This is a genomic window from Streptomyces sp. NPDC004788 (assembly GCF_053601115.1).
Genome location: NZ_JBSGBF010000181.1, coordinates 1 through 5,598 on the forward strand (window position 1 = coordinate 1; position 5,598 = coordinate 5,598).

4 protein-coding genes are annotated in these 5,598 nt (G+C 70.3%); 3 read left to right on the forward strand and 1 reads right to left on the reverse strand.

Features of this window, described 5'->3' with window-relative positions:
- Positions 1-380 precede the first annotated feature (380 nt).
- Both hemB and ACWEJX_RS37235 read left to right on the forward strand, forming a co-directional pair.
- The gene (hemB, locus tag ACWEJX_RS37230; protein ID WP_451611839.1) at positions 381-1,382 is read left to right on the forward strand and encodes a porphobilinogen synthase; all 1,002 of its coding nucleotides are present in this window, start codon (positions 381-383) and stop codon (positions 1,380-1,382) included.
- A 111-nt stretch (positions 1,383-1,493) separates the two neighbouring features.
- Positions 1,494-1,775, forward strand: a complete 282-nt coding sequence (locus tag ACWEJX_RS37235) for a DUF1876 domain-containing protein (protein ID WP_403800156.1) — start codon at positions 1,494-1,496, stop codon at positions 1,773-1,775.
- Between the two features lie 69 nt (positions 1,776-1,844).
- Here the strand turns inward: ACWEJX_RS37235 and argS are convergent, their stop codons facing one another.
- Entirely contained in the window at positions 1,845-3,623 is a 1,779-nt protein-coding gene (gene argS / locus ACWEJX_RS37240; RefSeq protein WP_451611840.1) for an arginine--tRNA ligase, read from the reverse strand.
- 211 nt (positions 3,624-3,834) lie between these two features.
- Here argS and lysS point away from each other — a divergent pair, with 211 nt between their 5' ends.
- Positions 3,835-5,556 (forward strand): lysine--tRNA ligase, encoded by a 1,722-nt coding sequence (lysS, locus tag ACWEJX_RS37245; RefSeq protein ID WP_451611841.1) that lies wholly within the window; start codon positions 3,835-3,837, stop codon positions 5,554-5,556.
- Positions 5,557-5,598: the final 42 nt, after the last annotated feature.

Genomic DNA, 5,598 nt, shown 5'->3' on the forward strand with positions numbered 1-5,598 from the left:
GGTGGGCACAACGGGACGACGCCCCTTGCCTGCCTAGGCTCCTCGCGCGTTGAGGCCGGGCGCGACGGCGCCGCGGTCGTGGTGCGGGTTCAGGCGCAGGGGGCGGAGGCGCCCGCGTGGGCGCCGTCCCGTGTGCCCACCCGTCCCGCCCTGCGGGACGATTGCCCACACGGGGGTCGGGCGTGGGCCGTGGGCCTGCACGGGGTGGCGGCGGCGGTGCGTGGCCCGCACGCGGCGGCGCGGAGGCGCCCTACGGGCCCCCGCGGATCCCGCGTGGTCTCGGGCGGCGCCCACGCGGTCTCGGCCGGCGCCCCGCGCCGTCTCCGGCGGCAACATCGTGTCGGTAAATGCACCCCACCCACCGGCGTAGCCTCGAAGGCATGAACTCGTACGGATCCTTCCCCGGAGCGCGGCCGCGGCGGCTGCGTACGACGCCCGCCATGCGGCGGATGGTGGCCGAGACGCGGCTGCATCCGGCCGATCTGATCCTGCCCGCGTTCGTGCGGGAGGGCGTGACCGAGCCCGTGCCGATCTCGGCGATGCCGGGCGTCGTGCAGCACTCGCGGGACACCCTGCGGAAGGCCGCCGTGGAGGCGGTCGAGGCGGGCGTCTCCGGGATCATGCTGTTCGGCGTGCCCGAGGACGCGAAGAAGGACGCGGCCGGTACGGCGGGGACGGACCCGGATGGGATCCTGCAGGTGGCGATCCGGGACGTGAAGGCCGAGGTCGGCGACGACCTGGTGATCATGTCGGACCTGTGCCTGGACGAGTACACCGACCACGGCCACTGCGGCGTCCTCGACGCCGACGGGCGCGTCGACAACGACGCCACCCTGGAGCGGTACGCCGAGATGGCCCAGGTCCAGGCCGACGCCGGCGTCCACGTCGTCGGGCCCTCCGGGATGATGGACGGCCAGGTCGGCGTGATCCGCGACGCCCTGGACACCATCGGCAAGGAGGACGTGTCGATCCTCGCGTACACCGCGAAGTACTCCTCCGCCTTCTACGGCCCCTTCCGCGAGGCCGTCGGCTCCTCGCTGACCGGCGACCGCAAGACGTACCAGCAGGACCCGGCCAACGTGCGCGAGTCCATGCGGGAGCTCGCCCTCGACCTCGAGGAGGGCGCCGACATGGTCATGGTGAAGCCGGCCGGCCCGTACCTGGACATCCTGGCCAAGGTCGCCGAATCGGTGGACGTGCCGGTCGCCGCGTACCAGATCAGCGGCGAGTACGCGATGGTCGAGGCCGCCGCCGAGAAGGGCTGGATCGACCGCGACAAGGCGATCTTCGAGACCCTCACCGGCATCCGCCGGGCCGGCGCCCAGATGATCCTCACCTACTGGGCGACCGAGGTCGCGCAGAAGCTCGCCCGCGGCCTCTGAGCCCGGGCCGGCGGGGCTCCGAAGGCCGCGCGGCTCTGAGCGCGCGGACCTCCGGTCTCCCGATGCACCCTGGAGAGGTACCCGACAGGTACCTCTCTGGAGGTGGTCCTCATGATGCAGTCCCACACCCTGGTCGGCTGGCACATCGAGACGGAGTTCGAGGAGGAGGGCGACCGGACGCGGGCGGCGGCCATGGTGCGGCTCAGCGACGGCACCGAGATCCGCGGCCACGGCAATGCCAATCGCCACCCCTCGGACCCGGAGCAGTTGCGGGTCGGCGAGGAGATCGCCGGCGCCCGTGCGCTCATGGACATCGCCTCGCAGCTGCTGCAGAAGGCCCACGTCGAGATCGACCAGGTCTCCGGGCGGACCTCCCACCCGATCAACCGCTGAACACGCACGAAGGCCCGGGCGGGAAAACTCCCGCCCGGGCCTTCGCCGTACTGCCGTCAGACTGTGCCGTCAGAGGCGCTCGGGCGTCCGGATGCCGAGCAGCGCCATGCCCCGGTGCAGCGTCCGCGCCGTCAGGTCGCACAGGAACAGACGGTTCTCCGCGACCTCCTTCGGCGGCTCGGGCTTGATCACCGGGCACTGGTCGTAGAACGTCGTGTACAGCGACGCCAGCTGGTACAGGTACGCGGCCAGCTTGTGCGGCGCGTACTCCTCGGCGGCCTCCTGGACGAGCTCGCCGAACGAGTCCAGGTGCAGGCCGAGCGCCCGCTCCGCCGGGGCCAGCGGGAGCTCCGGGTGAGCGAGCGGAGTGTGGTCGCCCGCCTTGCCGAAGATCGACTTGATACGCGCGTACGCGTACTGGAGGTACACGGACGTGTCGCCGTTGAGCGACACCATCTGGTCCAGGTCGAACTTGTAGTCCCGGGCAGCCGAGGTCGAGAGATCGGCGTACTTCACCGCGCCGATACCGACGTACTGACCGTTCTCGACGATCTCCGACTCCGTCAGGCCCACCTTCTCGGCCTTGTCCCGGACGACCGCCGTCGCCCGCTCCACGGCCTCGTCCAGCAGGTCCACCAGCCGCACCGTCTCGCCCTCACGGGTCTTGAACGGCTTGCCGTCCTTGCCGAGGACCGTGCCGAAGGCCAGCTGGACGGCCTTCACCTCGTCGTTCAGCCAGCCGGCCCGGCGGGCCGTCTCGAAGACCATCTTGAAGTGCAGCGACTGGCGGGCGTCCACCACGTACAGCAGCGACGACGCCTTCAGGTTCTGCACCCGGTCGCGGATCGCGGACAGGTCCGTCGCCGCGTAACCGAAACCGCCGTCGGACTTCTGCACGATCAGCGGGGTCGGGTTGCCGTCCGGGCCCTTCACGTCGTCGAAGAACACGCACAGCGCGCCCTCGGAGCGGACCGCGACGCCCGACTCCTCGAGCAGGCGGCAGGTCTCCTGCAGCATGTCGTTGTAGCCGGACTCGCCGACGATGTCGGGGTCGCGGATGTCCATGTCGAGCTTCTCGAAGACCGAGTAGAAGTAGATCTTCGACTCGTCGACGAACCGCTGCCAGAGCGTCAGCGTCTCCTCGTCGCCCGCCTGCAGCTGCACGACCCGGGCCCTGGCCCGGGTCTTGAACTCCTCGTCGGAGTCGAACAGCGCGCGGGACGCCTTGTAGAGCCGGTTCAGGTTGGACATGGCCTCCTCGCCGGAGACCTCCTTGTCCGCGCCCTCGGCCTTGTGGTCCAGCTCGTGCGGGTGCTCGATCAGGTACTGGATGAGCATGCCGAACTGGGTGCCCCAGTCGCCGATGTGGTGGCGCCGGACCACCTGCTCGCCCGTGAACTCCAGGATCTCCACCATCGCGGCGCCGATCACGGCGGACCGCAGGTGGCCGACGTGCATCTCCTTCGCCACGTTCGGCTGCGCGTAGTCGATCACCGTCGTGCCGGCCGACGGGTTGAACGGCACGCCGAGCCGCTCGTCGGCGGCCCGGGCGGCCAGCGTGTCGATGATCGCCCGGTCGGACACCGTGATGTTGAGGAAGCCGGGGCCCGAGACCTCGATCTCCTGCAGCACGTCGTTCGCCGGAATCGACTCGACGACCTTCGTCGCCAGCTCACGCGGGTTGCCCTTGAGCCGCTTGGCGAGCGCCAGGATGCCGTTGGCCTGGAAGTCGGCCCGGTCGCTTCGTCGCAGCAGCGGGTCGGCGGACCCGGCCTCCGGCAGGGCTGCCGAGAGGCCTTCCGCGAGGCGCTGCTGCACGGTCGAAGCGAGGGAAGGGACCGAGGCCATGAGCTTCCGTTCCTGTGAGGAATTCTTACGGGCTGTTTCGCCTGTCAAGTGTCCCATGGGCGGGCAACGAGTTTTCTCCGGCTGTGGACAACTTCCACCCTGTGGACAACCTCGGAGACCGTCGTTCCGTCTGGGACAATGACTGAGGCAGGGCCGTGAGGCCCAGAGCTGTAAGGCTTCGAGGGAACCAAGGAAGAAGGACGAACCGACCGTGGCTCAGAGCAGCACCGAGACCGACTGGGTCTCCCGTTTCGCGGACGAGGTCATCGCCGAGTCGGAGCGACGTGCGCCTGGCAAACCGGTCGTCGTCGCCTCCGGCCTCTCCCCGTCCGGCCCGATCCACCTCGGCAACCTGCGCGAGGTCATGACCCCGCACCTGGTCGCCGACGAGATCCGCCGCCGCGGGTACGAGGTCCGGCACCTGATCTCCTGGGACGACTACGACCGCTACCGCAAGGTGCCGAACGGCATCGAGGGCATCGACGGGTCCTGGGCCGAGCACATCGGCAAGCCGCTGACCTCGGTCCCGGCCCCGGTCGGCTCCGCGTACCCGAACTGGGCCGAGCACTTCAAGGCCGCCATGGTCGAGGCGCTCGCCGAGCTCGGCGTCGAGTACGACCCGATCAGCCAGACCGAGCAGTACACCTCCGGCGCCTACCGCGAGCAGATCCTGCACGCCATGCGCCACCGCGGTGACATCGACGCCATCCTCGACCAGTACCGGACGAAGAAGGCGCCGAAGAAGCAGTCGCAGAAGCCCGTCGACGAGGCCGAGCTGGAGGCCGCCGAGGGCTCCGGCGCAGCCGCCGAGGACGACGGCTCCGGCGGCGGCGCGGGCTACTTCCCGTACAAGCCCTACTGCGGGCAGTGCGAGAAGGACCTCACCACCGTCACCTCGTACGACGACGACACGACCGAGCTCGCCTACACCTGCTCCAACTGCGGCTTCTCCGAGACCGTCAAGCTGAGCGAGTTCAACCGCGGCAAGCTGGTCTGGAAGGTCGACTGGCCCATGCGCTGGGCCTACGAGGGCGTCATCTTCGAGCCGTCCGGCGTCGACCACTCCTCGCCCGGCTCGTCCTTCCAGGTCGGCGGCCAGATCGTCGGCATCTTCGACGGCGTCCAGCCCATCGGCCCCATGTACGCGTTCGTCGGCATCAGCGGCATGGCCAAGATGTCCTCCTCGCGCGGCGGCGTCCCCACCGCGTCGGACGCCCTGAAGATCATGGAGCCGCAGATCCTGCGCTGGCTGTACGCCCGCCGGAAGCCCAACCAGTCCTTCAAGATCGCCTTCGACCAGGAGATCCAGCGGCTCTACGACGAGTGGGACAAGCTGGAGGCCAAGGTCGCCGACGGCTCCGTCCTCCCCGCCGACGCCGCCGCGTACGCGCGCGCGGCCCGCACCGCCGCCGGCGAGCTGCCCCGCACGCCGCGCCCGCTGCCGTACCGCACGCTCGCCTCGGTCATGGACATCACCGCCGGCCACGACGAGCAGACCCTGCGCATCCTCGGCGAGCTCGACCCGGAGAACCCGGTCACCACGCTCGACGAGGTCCGCCCGCGCCTCGACCGCGCCGAGAACTGGATCACCACCCAGGTCCCGGCCGACCAGCGCACCATCGTCCGCGAGGAGCCCGACACCGAGCTGCTCGGCACCCTCGACGACGAGGGCCGCGAGTCCCTCCGCCTGCTCCTGGAGGGCCTGGACACCCACTGGTCCCTCGACGGCCTGACCACCCTGGTCTACGGCGTCCCGAAGGTCATGGCCGGCCTCAGCCCCGAGGCCAAGCCCACCCCCGAGCTGAAGCTGGCCCAGCGCTCCTTCTTCGCCCTGCTCTACAAGCTCCTCGTCAGCCGCGAGACGGGCCCCCGCCTGCCCACGCTGCTGCTCGCGGTGGGCGCGGACCGGGTGCGCAAGCTCCTCGGCGCGTAACGGCACCCACGGCGTGAGGGCCGCCACCCGGCACCGGGTGGC